The following is a 20,474-nucleotide window of genomic DNA, read 5'->3' as shown; positions in this document are numbered from 1 at the left end:
ATCGTTTCATCCTTTTTGCTCCAAACACAATAAAGTGAAACGTTTTCAACATAATCCCACACAGTTTCAAAACAGTATAACAAATTAAAAACCAATAGTATGAAAACTCCATTTTTAAAAACAGTACTGCTATTCGTTGTAATGAGTATTACCCTAGCTGCCTATCCACTTTCAAAAGAGATTGATCCAATAACAACAAACAACAACCCAAAAACCGAAGATGTAAGAGGACAACAGTTAGTGGAGCGATTAAAAGAAATTAAAGCAATGGACAAATCCGAAATGTCCCGCTCCGAAAAAAAAGAGCTCCGTAAAGAGGTAAAAGCCATTAAAAAAGAACTTGCCATGAGCCACAACGGAATCTATCTTTCCGTGGGGGCCATCATCATTATTATCTTATTATTGATTTTGTTAGTTTAAGAATTATGTGGCTTCGAGAGCCTCAGCCACCAATAAGCAAACATAATTTTAAAAACCTAACGGTGTCTGAGGCTCTCGAAGGCACTTCTTTTCCTGACGGAGCTTTTGACAGGCCCAGTGGCCGGAAGGGTTAGGATGAGAATAATTATCTTTTCTTTTGTCTTGATACGAACCAATTGGTGGCTGAGGCTCCCTATGCTGGCGCTAGCATCTTGCTTGTGCATGCAAGTTGATTTCATTGGTTGTGTTTCTTCTTTTGTCTTGATACAAAAGAAGCAAAAGATCAAGACTGGAACGCTACACCTAAAAAATAAAACCGATTCCTAAATTATCTGAACTCCCTACGGTCAAACAGCAGATAATTCTTAACGGAATCGGTTTTATTTTTCTTAACGGTTACGCGTTCTAAGGTCAGGAAGGGCTTTGATTCACGATTTGTTTTTTTAATCATGAATTTTGCTGAAATGCTTACTCCTGAAATTCCGCTACCACTTCTTGGTCGAATTCCATGTGGTCCTGGTCTTCTGCTGTTACAGTGGGTCTAGAAGCTTTTAGAGCGTTGAACTTTTCAATTTGTTCCAATCCGTCTTCTTCCCCACTAAAATAAGGGAAAACGTCCATAATTGGTGATTCGGAAATGGCGGGTATGGTGTAGTCGCCCATGGTATTTTTCATGGCGAACATGGTATTGTCAAAGGCTTCTTTTACATCGTTAGCCTGAACTAACAGATACATATTGGTTTTGCGCTCCTTCCCGCTTTCTTCATCATAGGCCGTTAAAGCCACTTTCGATCGGAACCAACGGTCTGCATTCTCAAAGGGATGAATCTCTGCATAGTTCGCCACCTTTATGTTCGTGATTTTAAACTCCTCGCTTACATAGCTCATCATCTCCTGAGTAATTCTAGATTCTGCTTCTGTATAGGATAAGGCATCTACCAAATAAGGCTCTGTTGTTACTTTTTGTATTCCCGTTTCGTCTATTTTTCTGAATTTTACTTTGCATTCGTACCAAGTTGCGCTCATGTTTTTCTTTTTTTAAGGAGGGCAAATTTAGATTTTAATTTGGGGATATTTTTTTTGGTTTTGTCTTATTATTTTCTTTTGGTTTGGAAGTGTGGCTTCGACTCCGCTCAGCCACCGAAGGCTGAGTAGAATTACAAATGACTGAACGGAATTGCACATGACTGAGCAGAACCGGTGGCTGAGCGAAGCCGAAGCCACGCCAGATAAAAACTCCTGCTAAATTATCCAAGATTAGTAAAACTCAAACAGCGGATAATTTTTAACGCAGTTGGATTTATTTCTTAATGGTTGCGCGTTCGAAGGTCGGAGGCACTTTGATTTACGTTTTTGTTTATCCAGATTGATTCTTATGTTTTTCTCATTTCCTTAATAATCTTATTGGTTCTTCTATCTGCATACATACGGTTTAAAGAAGTAACAGCCCATATAAAGGCTGGAATCCAACCTATAATTGTAATTTGAAGAATTAAACAGATAATTCCGGATAGTATTTTCCCTTGTAAGAAGAGGGATAACCAAGGGAAGAAAAAGGCGATGACGTATCTCATTTTAAATCAATTAATCGTTACTACCTAAAAAATAGATTGGATGTAATGGTGATAGATTTTTTTGCTCATCATCCATTTTAGCATAGTACTCTTGCCATAAGGAAGTTAATCGCTCAAAATCAATTAATTCAATGTGTTCTCTGGATTCTCGTGCTTCTTTTATTGCGGGTTTTGAAAAACTTCCCGAAGTAACAAAAATACCGACATCAGAGTTACGTTTTAGTGTGCCTGCCAATTTTTGAACTTCATCAGAAGAAACATTGTCATTAGGTCGGTGTTTTACTTGAACAATAATTCTAGGTTGTCTTGTTCCAAGGGGATCAGTATAGGCAATTATGTCGATTCCTCCATCTGGTCCACGTTGCGCCACATCTGAAATATGATACCCCATAGCTCGAAGCAATTCGGCAACTAAATCTTGAAACTCATAAGGGTTTTTATTTACGATAAAATTTCTAATTCCATTATAGGCTTCGTCTTCATATTGATTTATGATAGACTTTTGAACTTGATTGTTATCTTCCTCATTAAAATCATCAATATCTTCTGCTACAGTTTCTTTTTTTCTTTTACCATCCCATTCACGGTATAATTTAGTAGCTGTAAGTAAGAGTTTTTCAGAACCAAGTTTAATTGCTTTTTCCCCTTCATCAGTTATTATCCAAGTTCCTTTATGTTTTCGTAAAAAACCTGCTTTCATACAATCAATAGTGAAAAAATGCAATATAGATTCCCATCTAACATATCCGGTTTTTTCAAAACGATGACTTTCGTATTCATCAAATTCAACCGTTTCACGTATTTTATCTACAACATCTTTTCCTCGCATTTCGCCACCGGCTTCTTTTAAAATTTTAAAAGTGGCGAAGATGGTTTTTTCAGCTATTTTTTGTGATTTTGATTTGGACATATTTTAATTGTTCAAAGTTTCTATACAGCTATGATTAAGTATATTTTTTAAAAATCGTTTCTATTGAGTTCGCCTCTCAAATCCCGATTTAACTCAAAGGAAAGAAAGTAGTAATAGAACAGTGCCTTAACGGTTGCGGTCATTTTTTTCTCTCCGGAAAGATATAAAGACAACGAAGTACGGTCTATAGCCGTTTGTGAGAGTATATCATTAGTGTGAAGACCAATTTCTTTAATTTTTGTAGCAACCCAAACATTGTCAATATCTTTAAGGGTTAAAGAATACCGAACCGGATGCACAATAAAATCAGGAAAAATATCTTTTGCCCGGGTCAATAATTCCTTTTTGGTTAAAATATAATTGTTGTAGTTGGAGACCTGTCGGATTCGTATTTTATTATCTTCTATAAATTCCACTTCAATCCCTACCATTTTTAAGTTTCGCAGGGCAATTTTCTGAAATTCCGTTAAATCAACTATACTATTTTCCATGCGCTTCTTCTTTTTTCTAACTATTCTCCACAATTAAAACCTCCTCCTTAGTTTACCTATACAACTTATAAACTAGTTTATCAATCTACATGAGAGAATACTAATTTTGGTATTATGTAAATTTAAATCACAACACTTTTATAAAAGTCCCAATTACTTGAAAGTGATTTATTTCTTCATCTCTTAAAACAATTGGTTCATATTGTTCTGTAGATAATGGCTTTAATGTGATTTCTTCATGACTCCATCCATCTTCATCTATGCTTTTCTTACTAGAATATTCTTTAATTGTATAGTTGCATCCAAAATCTGAATCGTATATTTCACTGCTTTCCACTAAAACAATTAAACCATTCCTACTACCTCCTGTATATTTCTTAAATAAACACAAACTGCCATTTGGAATTATTTTATTCATTGATTCACCAACAACTTTGCAAACAAAATAATCTTCTTTATTTGTAACATTTGTCAATTCAATATATCTTAAATTCTCGACTTTTTGTTGTTCAGAAAAGTTTCCTGCTGCTATTTCTAAATTGTAAAAAGGGATAGTTTGTTCACTTGGCTTATCTAAAATTTCAATATTAGATTTCTTTTTTATTGTAGTACTAAATTTTGGAATAAATTGAGAAAAATATTCTCTCAAATTAGGGTTGCATACATAGATATATGTGCCTTCAATTCCACGAAATAGTATTGTTTTATAGATGTTAATGATATAATCTAATAATACATCGTCTTCTTTAATAGAGTTTTTACCATTTTTATCTTTATATTTTTCTTTGTATACAATGAATTTATTAGTTTCAAGATCATAGTCTAGTTCTGGTCCAATAATTACTCCAGTATAATTCAAATCGTAACCTTGAGTCGTATGAATACATCCAACTTCATTTATTGCATTAGTTGAATTAACCCAATCTTTATCTACACTATTCCACTGTAATTTTGTTTTTTCTATTTGAATATCAAATAGGGATTTATCATTTTTTGAAATCCATTCCCAAGCAAAACCAGCCACTAAACGAGACAATCCAAGCTGTTTTTCTTTATTTTGAATTTTATCAATCATTTCGTCTAAATCTTCAAATAACAATAAATCGTAGAATCCAAATTTTGAAGAATTAGTTTCTAAATTATTTTGATTATCAAATAATTGATGGATTAATTTCACATACTGATTTCCTCCTTTTACTCGAAATTGTGTAATCAATTTTTCATTACGGGTAGTAGCTGCATTTTTTAAATTATTAAAACTTTCAGGTGTAGTATCCGATGGTTTAATTGATTGAAATTGATCATAGAATATTATCGATTTTTCACTTTGAAGTTGTAACCAATCTAATTCAGAAGATGTCATTTTATCTAAACCTAAAGCCTCACAGTTTTTGTCAAAGGTTCCGAAATAAGAGCCTAGATTTACCCTTCTTCTCAAACGATGCCCTTCATCAACAATTAATAAGTCATATTTTTGCTTTACAATTTCTGAAGGTCCAATCACCATTTTGCTGTTTAAACCTTTGATGTTTTTAAACACATTGGCAATTGTTTGTCTAAAGGACGCCATTGGAATAACCAATGCCATTTTCAAATCCGTATATTTTGCTTTAACTTCTTTTAGTGTGTCAAATAATTCTTCATCATCTTCATCAAAATCTGCATAATTAAAATCATCCAAATTAGTTTTTAGAAGTTTGAACAGAAAAATAGCTAAAATTGACTTGCCGGTTCCTGCTCCACCATGAATTAAACTAACTTTCGCTTTTTCATCTAAAAGACATTTTAAAATAGTTTTTAAACCAATAACTTGTTCTTTAGATAGGGATTTATAAGGAGAGTATTTAAATAAGTCAGAGTTATCAATATGTTCTAAAGAATGTCTGGCTATTCCGATACTTCTTAATTCATCCCAAATTCCTTTAAATAAATCCCAATAAATTTCTTTTTGTTGATAGTATTGATGATTTGAGATTCCTAAATTTCCGTTTTGCAAAGAATATTGTCCGTCAGCAGCTATATACCTTATTAGATTTGACTCAATATCTAAAGCTGCTGATTTATTAAATAAGTCGCTTAAAATTAAATTCACAAAACTTAGACTTTGCTTTTTCTCAGATTTTGAATGAGTTTTTAAACGTGTTAATACATCTGTTGTTTCACCAACATAGGCATCTTTATTATTCTTTTCCTCTAAAAAATAAACGAGTGGCCAATTCAAAAAAGTATTATGATTGTTAATTATTTTAGATTCTAATTCAGAATCGAATGGATATTGATTTATGGAAAAATTCATTAGTATTATTCTTGCTTATAACTCATCATATTTTTTTGCTGTGCCTTTTGCTCTATCAATAGGATATTTTTCAGCGTTACTTTTAATTTTTTCTAGAACTATATCAAAAACATCAAGATTGTGTTTTTCTGCAAGCAAAAATGAAAAAGAAAGCACATCTGCTAATTCTTCTTTTAATTTTTCAATTTTCACATTTTCAGTTTCATTATCTTTTTTCCATAAAAAAAGTTCATTCAATTCTGATGCTTCAATTGAAATGGCTAAAGCTAAATTTTTAGAATCATGAAATTGTTCCCAATCTCTATCGTTTCGAAATTGAATCAGTTCTTCGATTACTTTTTTATACTTATCCATAATATTCTATTTATTTGCAGAATCCCAAACATACCAATAAATAAACACTTACACAATCACTAAAATCAGTGATTTTATTAATTTCTTAAAAAAGGAGCGGTATTAAAACAATACCGCTCCTTAACTGTTTATAAATTACTATTCATCGGTTTTAATTGGCTCAAATAATCCAGAAAATCAATAGACCAAACTACTTTGTGTTCATACGTTAATGGGTTAAAAACCTTGTAGGCAATCAAATGGCTTTTCTTGAAATATAAATTTTCAATTAAAAGCACTTTTTCTTTTACATCTCTAAATTCAGGATGACGATAAGGAAAACCCATACCAATATCTTCCGGACGAATCATAAAATCCGTATTCTTAAATCCTAATACATTTTTAAAAAAAGGATGCGCGTATTTCTCATGAAACGTATTGGTGTTTTGCCAATGAAATTGCAAGGGCTCCTTCTTGATAATCTTTTTAATAAAAGGCATTGCCAAATGACTTTCAAAAAAGGAAAATTCATAAACATCAACAAATTGGAGTTCTCTTTCAAGATAATGCAAGTGTAAATCTCCACCTATTTCATCTTTAAAACTATACCCAATTATAATATCGTCATTAATAAACAATTTGGATATCATCTCTCCGGACAGACTTTCGGGGTTTACTACCCAGCGTTTTCTTTTCTTGCTGTTTGCTTCCTTATCATTCATATAAAATGGAAACTTCGTAATAATCGTTAAGATTTCGTCATTATTCTTGCCTTCAATGGCATAAGCTTTAATGTTAAGTTTGTCCATTTTATTTCTTATTTTGGTTAAGACCCATTTGTTTACTTCTATTACCATGAACTTGAGAATACTGCCTGTTTACTCCGTTAGTCCCTTTGTTGGCGTTTTTCATATTGGCTGAATTCTCAGCAGGTTTGATTTTTGATTTCATAATGTTTAATTTTTAAATCTATACTTTCTTTACAACTATACCTTGTTGGCTTAAGGTTTTTAAGACCCAATCAACCGCTTCCTTATCGGGAACAACACTACTGAAAATCTCATTAATGCATAAACTCCCTTTTTCGGTTGCTGTAAATGGATAACCATAATTACTGACCAAATCAGACCAGCCTTCTTGCTCAGCAACAGAAAACATCATTCTTCTTAACATGGCAGGATGTGCCAAACAAAACACAATTTCAGCCATTTGTAAACCTTGGTTAGCTTTCTTGACCACCACATCCACTTCAAAACTGTAACTTCCGCTTTTTGAATTATGATTACAGATTAACTCAACCCGATACCCCGAATATTCTAAGGCATCCACTAAAGCACAAATCATGGCACCGCGTTGAATAATCGTTTCAGAACAAATGGCAGCTGAAAAGGAAACAGAACAAACCAATGTGATAATTTTTCCTTCATTCACTTGCTCGTTATAATCCCTGATAATAAAATGTTCCGGATCGTTTGCTAAATAATTTCCCATTTCAATTACTCTTCCCTGAAAAGCATAAACAGGCAGATACGAAACCAGTTTATCGGCAATCATTTCATTTAAAACTATTCTGTATTTTTCTATTTCTGGTAATGCTTCCAGCCAACCTTGCTGGGCAATTTGTTTTGCCTGACTCCACGTTGAATTGCCATACCAATCCAGGTTGAAAAAGGAATCATCTCTTGATGATTTTCTATAAGCAGTACTCTCACTAAAAGCTTTTGACCAAAAGTCGGTCAGGTTCTCAAATTTCAAATATTTATTCATCACATATTTGCTTTTATTGTGGCAATAGTATTTTCATCCAATCCGTTCCAGAGCACATCCTTTTCAACTTGATTTCTCTCAATACCAACCTTTAATAATTTTGCTCCCTTGTAAGAGGCTCTTGGGCTAACCAAATGTCTGATATTTGCCCTACTTACTGCTTTTCGAACACGCTGTACATAAGCAACCCAGTTGTCATTTTGTGCAATTTCTTTTTCCAGTTCTTCGTCAATTAACATTTCAAAAAAAATAAAACGGTCTAAGGTTGCAGCATCTAGTTGATTACGTCCTATGTATTGGCGATCGGCTCCTTTTCCATAGGTATTAGCAGCAGCTATACAATAAAAGTCAGGATGTCGTTTCACCTTTGCGTCTGGAAAATCCATAAAATCATTTGCAAGTGCGGCATTAAAAGCCATAATGGCCTGAGGAAAACTGGCGTCTATTTCATCAAATAAAAACAAACCTCCATTTTGGTAAGCTTCTCTAAAAGTTGTGGATACTATTTCCCCTTTAGCATTGATAAAACCGGTTAGTTTGTATTCACTGTTTATAGCTCCGGTAAAATAAAATTCTACTTCTAGGGCTTTGGCAATACTCTGACAAATAGTTGTTTTTCCGCAACCGGCAACTCCTACTAAATATATATTCTCCTTTGTACTTACATAGCGAAGCAATTGCTCAAACTGATAATGTTGCGTTCCTAAATGCGTTACCTTTTCACCATTTAGAATACTGATATCAATCGTTTTTTTATTGCTTTTCTGGTCTATCTTTATAGCTAGCTCTCGCAGAATTTTTTTTGTTTCTCTATCGTTGTTAGCTATCTTTTGATGCAATACCGTAACTTTCTTATTGTAATCGTGTTCGATTTGTTTTTTGGTCAACGCAAACGATTGCATTTTCTCTTCTAAATGAGATTTTATGTTTTCAACAATGCGCTGTTCTATTTTACTGTCGATAGCAGGCAAATGCTTATGAATGGTTTGCACAACATAATCCTCAATAGAATGATTTTTAAAGTTTCGGTTAGAGCTTTTAATTTCAGTTTTTTTGGTTTCGGTTTTCATAGTTAGTTAATTATTACATACCAAAATTGTAATAAAAAAAGAAGCTGATATAACGTAGAATCATATCAGCTTATACCGAATAATAAAAGTGCTTTTTTGAATAATAAGAGCGGTTATTTTTTAAAAAATTTCAAAACCGATTGATAATTTTCTGAAACGGGAATTTTTTTAATTTCAAGTTTACCGGAAGTATTAAGAACTTCTACTTCAATGGTTTCCTCTTTCTTATTGTAGTGTTTAATATGATTCACATTCACGCGAAACGATTTATGAATGGTGATAAATTGTGACTTTAACAATCCTCTTTCTTCCATTTTAGAAAAAGAAAAATCAATTAACTTTTCAGTCGGGCGGTCGTTAAAATGTATTTGTTTGTTGTTGGATTCCGCTCCATTGGCTTTATCGGATGAAAGATATACGATACTGTCTACCGCTATTTTTATTCTTCTCTTGGTTCCGAAATCTAAATGAACATAATTTTGGTTGCCAAAGAAGTGCACTTCCTTCAAAAAACGCTGAACAGTTTTTTTAAATTCCAATTCCGAGAAGGGTTTGGTTAAATGATCAACACAAATGGAAAAATCCCTTTTTAAAACTTCCATTTCTTTTATGTACTGAGCTGTATTACTACTTACAAAGATTACAGGAAGTTTCAACTCGTAAGCCACTTCCATTCCGGTCATATAAGAATCTCCTAAATTAAGGTCTAACACCAATACATCCGGTTTAGATTCTTTAACTTCTTTCAAAAAAGTGGGCGAATCACTACAAGCTGTTACTACATTAACATTACCAAGTCCTTGCAAATAGATTTTGTTTGTTTGCAATTGCTCTTTATTGTCGTCCAATAATGCCGTTTTAAAAATCATGGTTGATGAATAAATTAACTCTAAAACATATTAATCTTGTTTCCCAAACATAACCATAAATAAACACTTACACAATCACTAAAATTAGTGATTTTACGAAATACCAAATTAAAAAAATCCCAACCATCAAAACAATCGGTACCTGAGCACAATAACCGGTGCCTGAGCGGAGTCGAAGGCACATTAATGGCTCCGCTCAGCCACCACCCATCAAAAAGAAAACGCCCATTAAAACCCCCAACCTAAGAACATGTAACCGTTAAGAAAAATAGTATTCCAAACAACAACCAATACCTGAGCAAAACAACCAGTGACTGAGCACAATAACCGGTACCTGAACACAACAACCGGTGCCTGAGCGGAGTCGAAGGCACATTAAACACAACTGGCTTCGGCTCCGCTCAGCCACCGTACCGCTCAACCACAAAAAAAAAGAAAAAACAAAACCCCATGCCAAAAGCACAGGGTTTCAAAAATAACTACAATCTAATTAAAACGGAGATTCCAATAAAATGGTAGCAGAGCGAAGTCGAAGCTAAACAATCTCAATAATATTCAACACATTATACTCTTCATTTTTAAGCGAATACTGCACCCCGTTCACTTGTTGATAAAACGAAACCATCAACAAAAAGAATTGCTGTCCGGTACCTGTGGGCACACTCGTTGGAGTCAATGTAATATTCGTTGGTGTTAGGTTCAGCGGTAAATTTACAATATTACTATACGCTACTTCCGACTCCTCTGTTCCAAAATCTAAGGCTAAAACCGCTCCTTGAAAACTTACGTGAGTAGCTCCTTGCGGGAAGAGTATCTGCTCTGCCGGAATAACAGTATTTAAAGTGATTACTCCTGTGGTGGTGTCCAAATCATAATTTGCATACAATACACTGTTTAGTTCTGCTTTTCCATTAAAATCAAAACCTTTCAAAGCTTGTTTTCCCTCCGGTGTGGTTATGCCCTGAGCAACGTTGCGATTTCCTCTTGCTGATACCGCATCAAAACTCTTCACTCGCGACATTACTTGCAGTAAACGACTGGTCAAACGGTTGTCTTTTGCTTTGAACACCATTGTTCCTAAAGCCGTACGAAGCAGTTTACCGCTTTTGCCGCTGCCGCCAAATTCCGAGTTGTTTTCTCTGGTACGCACAAAATTGGCATCTTTTGCAATACGGCTTTTATCGATACCCCCTTTTTTACGAACATAATAAACCCCTTCCTGTTTGTAGAACGTTAAATCTTCAACTGTTCCTTCAATTTTGATGATTCCTTTAGATTTTGCCATGATTAAATAATTTAAAAGTTAATAAATGTTTCATGCCAAAACCAAAACAAAGCTCGAGCCAAAAAACCATGCCATTGCCGAAATTGCTGCATTTTGCCGACAAAGACCAAAACCGTCACTTTCCTACCTTAATTTCAAAAATAATACATTTTCCTACAAAATCGGCACGATGTTTGTTGTTCAATTTTGAAAGAAAAATCACAAAAACACAATCCGAAGTTAAGCCGTACTTAAGCCGTACTTAAGCCGTACCAAAGCCATATATAAGCCGTATATAAGTCATGCAATACCCAGTATAAAAAAGAGCATCAAAAACCGAATAAAACAACCACTAAAAAACCAGCCATGAAAAGAATTTGTATCTACCCTAAAGACATTCAGCTAATCACCGGGAAAAGCGAACGCCAAAGCCGCAACATCTTAGCTAAAATCAAAGCCCACAACAACAAAGAAAAACACCAACTCGTAACCATCCACGAATTCTGCCTTTACATGGGACTAGACCCCGAAGTCATAACTATAAAACTCTAACAAAACAAAACAGCGACTGAACGAAGCCTAATCCCTTGGTAACTGAGCGAAGTCCCTCGGTAGCTGAACGAAGTCCCTCGGTGGCTGAGCGGAGCCGAAGCCACAACCATTCACAAACAAAACCAACCGGTGGCTAAGCGGAACCCCTCGGTAACTGAACGAAGCCCTCGGCGGCTGAGCGAAGCCGAAGCCACACTAAAAAACAAACATGAAAGGATACACATACATACTACAATGCGCAGACGAAAGCTATTACACCGGCAGCACAACCGATTTAGAAAGAAGAATACAACAACACCAACAGGGAGAAGGAGCCAATCACACCAGAAAAAGGCTTCCTGTCAAACTTGTTTACTTCGAAGAATATCAAAGAATCGACGAAGCGTTTTACAGGGAAAAACAAATACAAGGCTGGAGCAGAAAAAAGAAAGAAGCATTAATAAATGGCTGTGAAGAAGCATTGAAAAAAGCAGCAGAATGTATAAATGAAACCCATAGCAAAAACTTAAGAAAATAGTCACTTCGACTCCGCTCAGTGACCGCAATAAACAAGTATCGCTAATCCACCACTAACTACCGATGGCTGAGCTTCCCTACGGTGGCTGAACTTCCTTCCGATAGCTGAACTTCCCTCCGGTGGCTGAACTTCCCTCCGGTGGCTGAGCGGAGCCGAAGCCACAAATGCTCACAAACAGAAATCATAACAAAAAAGCCACTTCGACTCCGCTCAGTGACCGCAATAAACAAGTATCGCTAATCCACCACTAACTACCGTTGACTGAACTCCCCTCGGTGGTTGAGCGGAGCCGAAGCCACAAATGCTCACAAACAGAAATCATAACAAAAAAGCCACTTCGACTCCGCTCAGTGACCACAATAAACAAGTATCGCTAATCCACCACTAACTACCGGTGGCTGAGCTTCCCTACGGTGGCTGAGCGGAGTCGAAGCCACAAATAAATAGCAATTCCTCATCAAAACCCTCAAAACAACCCCAAAACCCTTCAAAACCCCCAAAAAAGAATAAAAAATTAAACATTTCACAAAAATAATTTTGCCAACAAAAAAAACCTTTATAAGTTTGCAGCGTTCAAAAGAACCAAAAAAGATGAAAAACCAAGTTGTAAACATGATGATGTGTATGTGCTGCTCAGTAACTGAGGGGTTATATGCTACGCGTTAATGTTTGGAACATTTTCAAGATACAGCAAAGACTCCTCAAGCAATTGAGGAGTTTTTTTTTGGCCCCTAATTTAAATTTTAAGAACAGAACAAAATGAATACACTAACGACCCTAACACTTTTACTGACATCTGCGGCTTGTATGATGATGATGTGTTGTATGCGAAACTTCGCAAGGGGCAGTCTGTTGTATTATTTGTTGTAACCAATAGTATTTAAAAACGTAAGCCTCTTGATTTCAAGGGGCTTTTTTTATTTCCAACTGTTAAATTATTTACCTGATGACTACTGAAATTATTAACCAATTAACCGAAAATAACAACCTGAGCGAGAACCTGAATTTCCTCTCAGAAAAGGTAGACGGAAAGCTTGTGTTCTCCTCTAGTTTCGGGATTGAAGACCAGCTCATTACCGATGCTATCTTCTCTCAAAAACTTGAAAACATTGAGGTTTTCACGCTTGATACGGGGCGCTTGTTTGCTGAAACGTATGCAGTTTGGGACAAAACACAATTGCAGTACAACCGAAAAATTAAGGCCTACTATCCTGCCGCTAACAGCCTTGAGGAGTTTGTCAATACCAACGGAATCAATCCTTTTTACGAAAGTTTGGAACTGCGCAAACAGTGCTGTCACCTTCGCAAAGTAGAACCGCTGCAAAGAGCCTTACAGGGCGCAACCGTTTGGATTACTGGTTTAAGAGCCGAGCACTCCCCTAACCGCAATGAGTTGCAGGTACTGGAATGGGACGAACAGTATCAGCTGTACAAATACAACCCGCTATTGCATTGGACTACCGAACAAGTGAAAGCAGTGGTCAACCAAAAAGGAATCCCGTACAACGTTTTACACGATCAGGGTTTTATCAGCATCGGTTGTGCCCCTTGTACCCGAGCGGTGAAAGCAGGGGAGGATTTCAGAGCCGGACGTTGGTGGTGGGAAGATACTTCCAAGAAAGAATGCGGGTTACATAAGTAGAATTTAGAAAACAGAAAATAAAAACAGAAAAGATATGAGCACAACAAATTATTTAAAACAATTAGAAGACGAAGCAATTTACATTCTTCGTGAAACGGCGGCACAGTTCGAGAAACCGGCGCTGCTTTTCTCAGGAGGAAAAGACTCCATAGTACTGGTGCATTTAGCATTAAAAGCATTTCGTCCGGGGAAGTTTCCGTTTCCTTTAGTACATGTAGACACTGGACACAACTTTCCGGAAGCACTTGCTTTCAGAGATTATTTAGCGGATAAGATAGGCGAAAAACTGATTGTCGCTTCGGTGGAAGACAGCATCAAGAAGTACAACCTGAAAGAAACTCAAGGTCGTTTTCCTTCCAGAAATGCATTGCAAACCTATGCCCTTTTGGATGCTATTCAGGAAAATGAATTTGATGCCTGCATTGGCGGAGCGCGTCGTGACGAGGAAAAAGCCAGAGCCAAAGAGCGCATATTCTCTGTTCGGGACGATTTCGGACAATGGGATCCTAAGTTACAGCGTCCTGAATTGTGGGACATCTTAAACGGTAAAATCGAGAAAGGACACAACGTTCGGGTATTTCCTATCAGCAACTGGACGGAATTAGACGTTTGGAATTACATCAAACAAAACAATATCGAACTGCCGAGCCTGTACTTCGCACACGACAGAGAATGCATTGTACATCAGGACAAATTAGTTGCCACTTCCGAGTTTATTCAACCTTTACCAACTGATGAAGTCGTGGTGGAAAAAGTACGCTACCGAACCGTGGGCGACATGACCTGTACGGCGGCTGTCCCTTCTGAAGCGGCAACCATTCAGGACATCATCAACGACATCATCCAAACCCGAATCAGCGAACGCGGGCAAACCCGACTGGACGACCAACTCTCCGAAGCAGCCATGGAAGACCGCAAGAAACAAGGGTATTTTTAACGCACAATCATAACTCATAACTCATAACTCATAACTTATAATTCATAACTCAAAATGAACACCTTAAAATTCATAACCGCAGGAAATGTAGACGACGGCAAAAGCACGCTAATCGGTCGTTTGCTTTACGATTCCGACAGTATTCACACCGATCAATTAGGTGTTTTACAGCAACAAACCAAACAGGAAGGCGTAACCATCGATTTGTCCTTAATCACAGACGGTTTACGTGCCGAGCGCGAACAAGGTATTACCATCGATGTGGCCTATAAATATTTCTCTACCAAGAAACGAAAATTCATCATTGCCGATGCTCCTGGACATGAGCAATATACGCGCAACATGATTACCGGAGCTTCCAATTCCGATTTGATTATTCTTTTAGTCGATGCCCGAAAAGGGATTACCATCCAAACCAAAAGACATGCTTCCATCGGCTCCTTAATGGGAATTAAAAAAGCGGTAGTTGCCATTAACAAAATCGATTTGGTGGACTATTCCGAAACGATTTTCAACGACATCAAAAACGCTTTTGATTCTATTAAAACCAACCTGAATTATGACGAGATCGCCTATATTCCGGTTAGTGCACTGGTGGGCGACAACATTGTGGAAAAATCCAATAACACTCCTTGGTTTGAAGGCGACACACTGTTAAGCACGTTGGAACATATCGAAATTTCTACCAAAGAAAATCTGGCTTCCCGTTTTCAGGTGCAATGGGTTATCCGTCCCAAAAATGAAGAAAACCATGACTATAGAGGCTATGCGGGTCAGGTACTAAGCGGAAGTTATCAGGTAGGCGATTCCGTAACTATCCTCCCTTCTGGTATTGCATCGACCATCACGAAAATTGAAAAGCATCAGCAGGAACTAGAAAAAGCGATTGCGGGAGAGAACATCGTTTTGCATTTGGCACACAACATCGACATCAGCCGCGGGGACAGCATCGTAAAAACCGATGAACTACCGAAAAGCTCCAACACGCTGAAAACATGGGTAAGCTGGTTGGACAACAGTTCATTGCAAATCGGGAAAACGTATTTACTGCAACATCGTTTTAAAGCGGTGCGCGTAAAAATAGAATCCATAGACCAAAAGTGGGACATCAACAATTGGGAATTCAGTGGTTCCGATGAAATCAGGCTTAACGACATCGGACAGGTTTCTTTGCGTACCAATCAACCGTTGTTTTTCGATGCTTTTGAAGAGAATTCCAAAAACGGGAACGCCATTTTAATTGACGAAACCACTTTTAACACCGTGGGCGCTTTAATGTTTTTATAAGATGACACATCCGATCTTCCATCAAAACAAACGAAAAATCAAAAAGCTCCCCGACAAAACCAAAACGGAAGCCTGGACGGAAGCGATTTTTCACTGGTTATTCTCAATTGGGGAAACTTACGATAACCTTGAGGTTTTTATTGACAAAGAGAAAACACTCAAAGCTCAACTAAATACATTGTTACAAAACGTTCTTACCGATACTGAAAATCCTAAAACAATAACCAGTACTTTTTTCAACCGATTGCCGAGCATCCGCCAACAATTGCAAAATGATTTGGAAGCCGTTTTCGAATTCGATCCGGCAGCCCAATCCATAGACGAAGTGCTCATCGCCTATCCTGGTTTTTTTGCTATAACAGTCTACCGACTCTCGCACGAGCTTTGGATAAATAAGGTTCCAATACTACCGCGATTGATATCGGAATACGTGCACAGCAAAACAGGCATCGACATTCATCCGGGAGCAGTAATTGGCGAACGATTCTTTATCGATCATGGCACAGGCATCGTAATTGGAGAAACTTCGGTAATTGGAAATGATGTAAAAATCTATCAGGGAGTAACTCTAGGAGCATTAACGGTAAGCAAAGACAAAGCCGAAATCAAACGTCATCCGAGCATCGGAAACAATGTAACCATTTACGCCAATGCCACGATTTTAGGAGGACAAACAACTATTGGAGATGATTCCGTAATTGGAGGAAACGTTTGGATTACCAATTCAGTACCAGAACAATCGTTAGTGTATCATAAAAGTGAAATTATTATCAAGAGCAAAGCAAAATTTCCCGAACCGTTGAATTTTGTTATATAAAAAGTACTAAACACAATAAACATGACTCGAGCCTGAAAAACGAACAGCATCAAACACCAATCGGTGCCTGAGGCCCTCGAAGGCACATCAATTAAACTAAATAAGATGACTCGAGCCTGCAAGGCGAACAGCATCGAATACCTATAACAAATATAAACTTAATAAGATGACTCGAGCCGTCAGGCGAACAGCATCGAACACCAACAACAAATAAAACTTAGTGAGATGAAAGCAACAACCATTTTAGAAACCATCGGAAACACACCGGTAGTAAAAATAAACAAGCTCTTTGGAGCAAATAAAAACGTGTGGATCAAACTGGAAAAATCCAATCCGGGAAGCAGTATCAAAGACCGCATTGCCTTAGCGATGATAGAAGATGCCGAGCAGAAGGGAATCCTAAAACCAGACAGTGTCATTATAGAACCAACCTCAGGAAACACGGGCATCGGATTAGCTTTAGTAGCTGCGGTTAAAGGCTATAAAGTAATATTGGTTATGCCGGAATCGATGAGTGTAGAGCGCAGAAAACTAATGGAAATCTACGGAGCACAATTTGAATTGACCCCAAGAGAAAAAGGGATGAAAGGTGCAATCGAAAAAGCCAACGAACTGGTAAGCCAAATCCCTAACGCCTGGTCGCCACAACAGTTTGACAACCCCGCGAATGTGGAAGTACACGAGCGTACCACCGCTCAGGAAATCATCGCAGATTTTCCCGAAGGATTGGACTATCTGATTACAGGCGTAGGAACCGGCGGTCACATCACCGGAACGGCGAAAGTTCTGAAAGACAAATTCCCGAACCTAAAAGTAATTGCTGTTGAACCGGAATTATCGCCCGTTTTAAGTGGTGGCGCTCCTTCCCCACACCCGTTACAAGGGATTGGTGCAGGCTTTATCCCATCCATTTACGGAAACGATTTAATTGATGAAGTGATTCAGGTAGGACGCGACGAAGCCTTTGAAAACGCAAGAAACATTGCCAAAGAAGAAGGTATCTTGGTTGGAATTTCCACCGGAGCTTCTTTATCAGCCGTAGCTAAAAAAATTAAAGAGATCCCAGACGGGGCCAACGTTCTTACCTTCAATTACGACACTGGGGAACGCTATCTTTCCATAGAAGGACTGTTCTAAAAACCAACTTACAAACTGCCTGATTTTCCTTGCTTTTTCAAGCGAGCCAGGGATTCTCACGCCTAAAAATAAAAAGAGATGAAGTTATTAAATAAAGGAAAAGTGATACTGGCAGGCGCCGGACCGGGTGATCCTGAACTGATTAGCCTTAAAGCGCTGAAGTATCTGCAAACCGCCGAGGTGATCTTAACCGATCGCTTGGTTTCACCGGAACTAATCGAAGAATATGCCAGCAAAGAAGCAACGGTAATTTATGTGGGAAAGCAATGCTCCAAAGGCATTCATACACCGCAGGAAGACATCAACGAACTGATGGTGGAATTTGCTTTATTGGGCAAACTGGTATTGCGTTTAAAAGGTGGGGATTCCATGCTGTTTTCTAATATTCTGGACGAATTGCAGGTCTTGAAAGCCAATAAAATAGCGTACGAAATCATCCCCGGAATCTCGGCGGCGTTTGGTGCAGCTTCCTATACCGGAATTCCGCTTACTGCTAGGGAACATTCCCGAGGTGTTCGCTTTTTAACCTTATACGATTTGAAAACCGTAGCGCCGAGCCAGTGGAACGATTGGGCAACCACCAGCGATACTTTAGTGTTTTACATGAGCGGGCAACGATTGGAAGCTCTAACCCAAACCCTGTTGGAAAACGGTATCAGTACTTCCAAAGGTTTGGCGGTCGTGCAACAGGCTACAACCCCGAACCAGAAAACCAGAGTCTTCTCTTTTGAGGAGTTGAAAACACAGGCACTTCCGGAGTTCGAATACGTCCCTACACTGATAATTATTGGTAAGGTAGTGAACCTGCATCAGGAATTCGCATGGGTAAACGAAAACGCAACGGTTGCCTCCTATTTTGATAACCATAAAACCATTTTTCAAAATGCTATCTGAAACCAAACTAACGCTGTTGCAACAACTCGTGCAGCAGTCTACCAAAGACGAAATCATCTGGACCAAAGGCTATCTGGCGGGTTTTTTAGCAAATCAGAACAGCGTTCCACAACCAATAGAAGTTCCTGTTGCGGTTAATGTAAAACCGTTGATTGTTTATGGAACCGAAACCGGAAATGCTAAAAAAGTAGCAACCCAATTGTTAGCTAATTTTAAAAAGGATAAAATTCAGGCGAAAACTACCGATATCTTTCAATTTGACGTTGCCAAATTAGAGAAAGAAACCTTAGTGCTTTTCATTGTCAGTACGCAAGGCGAAGGTGAATTTCCTCAGAATGCGATAGGCTTTTATGAAAAACTGAAAGCTACTGACACTAACTTAAACAAACTGAACTTTGCCGTTTTTGGACTTGGCGATTCCTCCTATCCGCTGTTTTGTAATGCAGGAGTTTTGTTGGATGAAGTTTTGGAACAGAAAGGCGCCAAACGTCTAATTCCTTTAGTAAAAGCCGATGTCGATTATAGCCAAACCGTAACCAATTGGGAATCCGATTTGAAAGCAGTTTTTTCTAAAAAGGCTACCTCAACTTCTCAAGTAACGGGAAAACAGGCAACCTCATCCGTAAATCAAAAGAAAAACTATAAAGGAGTTGTATCGCATAAAGTAATTTTAAACGACAGAGGTTCCAACAAACAAACCTATCATATCGAAATTACCCCTTATGAAGAAGTGTTTTACCAGCCGGGAGACGCAATCGGGTTTTATCCGAAGAACTCAGAAGCAGAAATCCTTGAAATTCTTTCATTCTTTGATAAAAAAACTGAAAAAGAAACGCTTTTTGATAAAAATATACGCGGATTGGGCAAAAAATCACTCGAAAGCCTTTCAGAAATATTCGGAATTACCATCACGGAGGAAAAAGCCGATTTGTTGGATATTCTAAACAACTATAGCAAGCCTGAAAACGTAACTTTTGAACAAGTGGTTGCACTACTCCATCCTATTGCTCCTCGTTTGTATTCCATTTCTTCTGATGTTGCAGCCCATGATGGATTGGTACATATAACCGCAAACCTCAACACCTTTTCCATAAACGGCGCTACCAAAACCGGTTTGTGCTCGCAGTTTTTAGCGGATTTTCCAAAAGATGCCGAAATCGAGTTTTACATCCACAAGAACAACAATTTCAAATTGCCTGAAAACGATACCGATATCATCTTAATTGGACCGGGAACCGGAATTGCGCCTTTCAGAAGTTTCCTTGCCCATCGTGATACCGAAGGAGCTGAAGGGAAAAACTGGCTCTTCTTTGGTGAACAGCATTTTGCACTGGATTTTTATTACCAAACCGAAATTCAGGAATGGCTTACCACCGGAACGTTAACCAAACTGGACACCGCTTTTTCACGCGATCAGGAGCAGAAAATTTATGTACAAGACCGAATTCGAGAGAAAGCCAAAGAGTTTAACCAATGGCTTGAAAACGGCGCATCATTGTACATCTGTGGTCAAAAGCACCCGATGAGCATTGATGTGGAGAATGCAGTATTAGAAGTAATCGCTGCTGAAAGAAACATCAGTATTGATGAAGCACAAGCTGTTTTGGAAGCTTTGGAATCAGACGGAAAATATCAAAAAGACGTCTATTAAAGGGTTCAGATGTGTTAAGACACGTTAGACAACGTGGTTAATGTGG

At 37.7% G+C, this 20,474-nt stretch carries 23 protein-coding genes; 11 read left to right on the top strand and 12 right to left on the bottom strand.

The features are described from left to right. Positions 1-99: 99 nt before the first annotated feature. Complete coding sequence (locus tag LZZ90_RS12760) at positions 100-420, top strand: hypothetical protein (protein ID WP_237791092.1); 321 nt, start codon at positions 100-102, stop codon at positions 418-420. A gap of 468 nt (positions 421-888) precedes the next feature. Here LZZ90_RS12760 and LZZ90_RS12755 read toward each other — a convergent pair whose 3' ends face one another. The 12 genes from LZZ90_RS12755 to LZZ90_RS12700 all read right to left on the bottom strand — a co-directional run bounded on the left by LZZ90_RS12755 (position 889) and on the right by LZZ90_RS12700 (position 11,015). Beyond that, positions 889-1,446, bottom strand: a complete 558-nt coding sequence (locus LZZ90_RS12755; RefSeq protein WP_237791091.1) for a DUF4494 domain-containing protein — start codon at positions 1,444-1,446, stop codon at positions 889-891. Positions 1,447-1,793: 347 nt separating this feature from the next. Then, a complete protein-coding gene (locus LZZ90_RS12750; RefSeq protein ID WP_237791090.1) occupies positions 1,794-1,994 on the bottom strand; it encodes a YqaE/Pmp3 family membrane protein in 201 nt (66 codons plus the stop codon). Between the two features lie 10 nt (positions 1,995-2,004). Then, a complete protein-coding gene (locus LZZ90_RS12745; protein ID WP_237791089.1) occupies positions 2,005-2,904 on the bottom strand; it encodes an Mrr restriction system protein in 900 nt (299 codons plus the stop codon). Between the two features lie 47 nt (positions 2,905-2,951). Next, positions 2,952-3,395 (bottom strand): hypothetical protein, encoded by a 444-nt coding sequence (locus LZZ90_RS12740; protein ID WP_237791088.1) that lies wholly within the window; start codon positions 3,393-3,395, stop codon positions 2,952-2,954. A gap of 127 nt (positions 3,396-3,522) precedes the next feature. Further along, on the bottom strand, positions 3,523-5,691 hold the full coding sequence (locus tag LZZ90_RS12735; protein ID WP_237791087.1) for a DNA/RNA helicase domain-containing protein: 2,169 nt from the start codon (positions 5,689-5,691) through the stop codon (positions 3,523-3,525). A 15-nt stretch (positions 5,692-5,706) separates the two neighbouring features. Further along, complete coding sequence (locus LZZ90_RS12730; protein ID WP_237791086.1) at positions 5,707-6,045, bottom strand: nucleotide pyrophosphohydrolase; 339 nt, start codon at positions 6,043-6,045, stop codon at positions 5,707-5,709. 128 nt (positions 6,046-6,173) lie between these two features. Beyond that, entirely contained in the window at positions 6,174-6,833 is a 660-nt protein-coding gene (locus LZZ90_RS12725; protein ID WP_237791085.1) for a hypothetical protein, read from the bottom strand. A gap of 1 nt (position 6,834) precedes the next feature. Then, a complete protein-coding gene (locus LZZ90_RS12720) occupies positions 6,835-6,975 on the bottom strand; it encodes a hypothetical protein (RefSeq protein ID WP_237791084.1) in 141 nt (46 codons plus the stop codon). Between the two features lie 18 nt (positions 6,976-6,993). Next, positions 6,994-7,791, bottom strand: coding sequence for a hypothetical protein (locus tag LZZ90_RS12715; protein ID WP_237791083.1), 798 nt, complete (start codon positions 7,789-7,791; stop codon positions 6,994-6,996). Further along, positions 7,791-8,861, bottom strand: coding sequence for an AAA family ATPase (locus LZZ90_RS12710; protein ID WP_237791082.1), 1,071 nt, complete (start codon positions 8,859-8,861; stop codon positions 7,791-7,793). The genes LZZ90_RS12715 and LZZ90_RS12710 overlap by 1 nt, the downstream gene beginning before the upstream one ends. A 113-nt stretch (positions 8,862-8,974) precedes the next feature. Beyond that, entirely contained in the window at positions 8,975-9,730 is a 756-nt protein-coding gene (locus tag LZZ90_RS12705; protein ID WP_237791081.1) for a LytTR family DNA-binding domain-containing protein, read from the bottom strand. 535 nt (positions 9,731-10,265) lie between these two features. Then, positions 10,266-11,015, bottom strand: coding sequence for a hypothetical protein (locus tag LZZ90_RS12700; protein WP_237791080.1), 750 nt, complete (start codon positions 11,013-11,015; stop codon positions 10,266-10,268). A gap of 32 nt (positions 11,016-11,047) precedes the next feature. On the opposite strand from LZZ90_RS12700, the gene LZZ90_RS12695 reads away from it, so the two are divergent. The 10 genes from LZZ90_RS12695 to LZZ90_RS12650 all read left to right on the top strand — a co-directional run bounded on the left by LZZ90_RS12695 (position 11,048) and on the right by LZZ90_RS12650 (position 20,428). Then, positions 11,048-11,260, top strand: coding sequence for a hypothetical protein (locus LZZ90_RS12695; protein ID WP_237791079.1), 213 nt, complete (start codon positions 11,048-11,050; stop codon positions 11,258-11,260). A gap of 100 nt (positions 11,261-11,360) precedes the next feature. Beyond that, a complete protein-coding gene (locus LZZ90_RS12690; RefSeq protein WP_237791078.1) occupies positions 11,361-11,546 on the top strand; it encodes a hypothetical protein in 186 nt (61 codons plus the stop codon). Positions 11,547-11,754: 208 nt separating this feature from the next. Further along, positions 11,755-12,063 (top strand): GIY-YIG nuclease family protein, encoded by a 309-nt coding sequence (locus LZZ90_RS12685; protein WP_237791077.1) that lies wholly within the window; start codon positions 11,755-11,757, stop codon positions 12,061-12,063. 946 nt (positions 12,064-13,009) lie between these two features. Further along, positions 13,010-13,705 (top strand): phosphoadenylyl-sulfate reductase, encoded by a 696-nt coding sequence (locus tag LZZ90_RS12680; protein WP_237791076.1) that lies wholly within the window; start codon positions 13,010-13,012, stop codon positions 13,703-13,705. Between the two features lie 34 nt (positions 13,706-13,739). Next, complete coding sequence (gene cysD / locus LZZ90_RS12675) at positions 13,740-14,642, top strand: sulfate adenylyltransferase subunit CysD (RefSeq protein ID WP_237791075.1); 903 nt, start codon at positions 13,740-13,742, stop codon at positions 14,640-14,642. 54 nt (positions 14,643-14,696) lie between these two features. After that, entirely contained in the window at positions 14,697-15,929 is a 1,233-nt protein-coding gene (locus LZZ90_RS12670; protein WP_237791074.1) for a sulfate adenylyltransferase subunit 1, read from the top strand. Position 15,930: 1 nt separating this feature from the next. Further along, entirely contained in the window at positions 15,931-16,746 is an 816-nt protein-coding gene (gene epsC / locus LZZ90_RS12665) for a serine O-acetyltransferase EpsC (RefSeq protein ID WP_237791073.1), read from the top strand. A 225-nt stretch (positions 16,747-16,971) separates the two neighbouring features. Further along, positions 16,972-17,883 (top strand): cysteine synthase A, encoded by a 912-nt coding sequence (cysK, locus tag LZZ90_RS12660; RefSeq protein ID WP_237791072.1) that lies wholly within the window; start codon positions 16,972-16,974, stop codon positions 17,881-17,883. Positions 17,884-17,961: 78 nt separating this feature from the next. Further along, on the top strand, positions 17,962-18,777 hold the full coding sequence (cobA, locus tag LZZ90_RS12655) for a uroporphyrinogen-III C-methyltransferase (RefSeq protein ID WP_237791071.1): 816 nt from the start codon (positions 17,962-17,964) through the stop codon (positions 18,775-18,777). Next, a complete protein-coding gene (locus tag LZZ90_RS12650) occupies positions 18,767-20,428 on the top strand; it encodes a sulfite reductase flavoprotein subunit alpha (RefSeq protein ID WP_237791070.1) in 1,662 nt (553 codons plus the stop codon). The genes cobA and LZZ90_RS12650 overlap by 11 nt, the downstream gene beginning before the upstream one ends. The last annotated feature ends 46 nt before the right edge of the window (positions 20,429-20,474 follow it).

Origin of the sequence: Flavobacterium sp. SM15, from assembly GCF_022012335.1 — a bacterium.
Lineage (GTDB): Bacteria > Bacteroidota > Bacteroidia > Flavobacteriales > Flavobacteriaceae > Flavobacterium.
The sequence above is the reverse complement of the archived record's forward strand: the minus strand, read 5'-3'. Positions and strand labels throughout refer to the sequence as shown.